The following is a 992-nucleotide window of genomic DNA, read 5'->3' as shown; positions in this document are numbered from 1 at the left end:
CGCGCAGCTCCATTTTACACAAACGCTCACAGCAAAAATTGCAGGTGAGCTTGGCGTTAGCTTATTTGGTATCTATATCACGATATTGATCATATATTTTCTTAAAAGGGGTCTCAATAATGAATGACTTAATTATTTTCGGTATGGGCCTCGCGGCTTGTATGATTTTATTTGTTTTAATATCGTGGATACTCATGAGGCGAAGGACAGCCCTGCGAATGATTTTCGGGGGCATTTCTGGAGTTTTCGGCTTCCTATTCGCGCTAGCATCGGCATTTGTCATTTATCAAGGTAAGCCACCTGAAGGAGTCATCGGAACTGTAGATAGCCCCATTTTAGTTTCTGTTGATTCTGGTGAAGAGGTAAAGCTCGACGATTTTTCTGGTAAAACTATCGTTGTTAACGTCTGGGCTACTTGGTGTGCACCGTGTATTGAGGAGTTTCCTCATTTTGAGAGAATTCAAGAGGAACATGGCGATGCTGATAAAATCGAAGTTGTTATTGTGTCAACCGAAGACCAGAAAACACTGGAAGAATTCCATCATAAATTTGATTTTGAACTTAAAAGTTACAGAGTAGACCCAAGCGCATCTATGTTTAAGGGGATTCAGCCAAGGCCAGTAACACTTATCTTTAATGCTGCAGGGGAGTTAGTTGAATCTCATTTCGGTTCGTTGAACTACGAAAAACTGTTAAACCTTATTAATTTGAGTTCATTATAAACGAGGAGGGGTGAAAGCTAACAAGACGCACCAATCTGACAGTTTTTGGAGTGGTTTGTTTGTGTTTCCGCTATGCTATAACGCAAACAAACCACTCCAAAAACTGCAATTGTGCTCGGCGTTATGCGTGGTATTGAAAAAAGCGCTTTGTCGGTTTTAGGTTTGTGGTAATTGTCTTTTTAGTTTGTGCCGCTCCAGCAGTGGTTTGGTTGGGAAAATCGCAGTGATGCAGTCGGGGAGTGGCAATCAATTTCTAGTCAGTCGTGTCCG

Annotated in this window: 1 protein-coding gene; it reads left to right on the top strand. The window is 41.6% G+C overall.

Annotated elements, in window-relative coordinates:
- The first annotated feature begins 119 nt into the window (after positions 1-119).
- On the top strand, positions 120-722 hold the full coding sequence (locus IDZ20_RS06650) for a TlpA disulfide reductase family protein (protein WP_188150649.1): 603 nt from the start codon (positions 120-122) through the stop codon (positions 720-722).
- Positions 723-992 lie beyond the last annotated feature (270 nt).

It is taken from the genome of Teredinibacter waterburyi, from assembly GCF_001922985.1.
In the GTDB taxonomy this organism is placed as follows: domain Bacteria; phylum Pseudomonadota; class Gammaproteobacteria; order Pseudomonadales; family Cellvibrionaceae; genus Teredinibacter; species Teredinibacter waterburyi.
This window is presented reverse-complemented; position numbering and strand designations above follow the sequence as displayed.

Excerpts from the sequence above, each read along its gene's own strand:
- IDZ20_RS06650 (WP_188150649.1), top strand. The coding sequence starts at position 120 with ATGAATGACTTAATTATTTTCGGTATGGGCCTCGCGGCTTGTATGATT.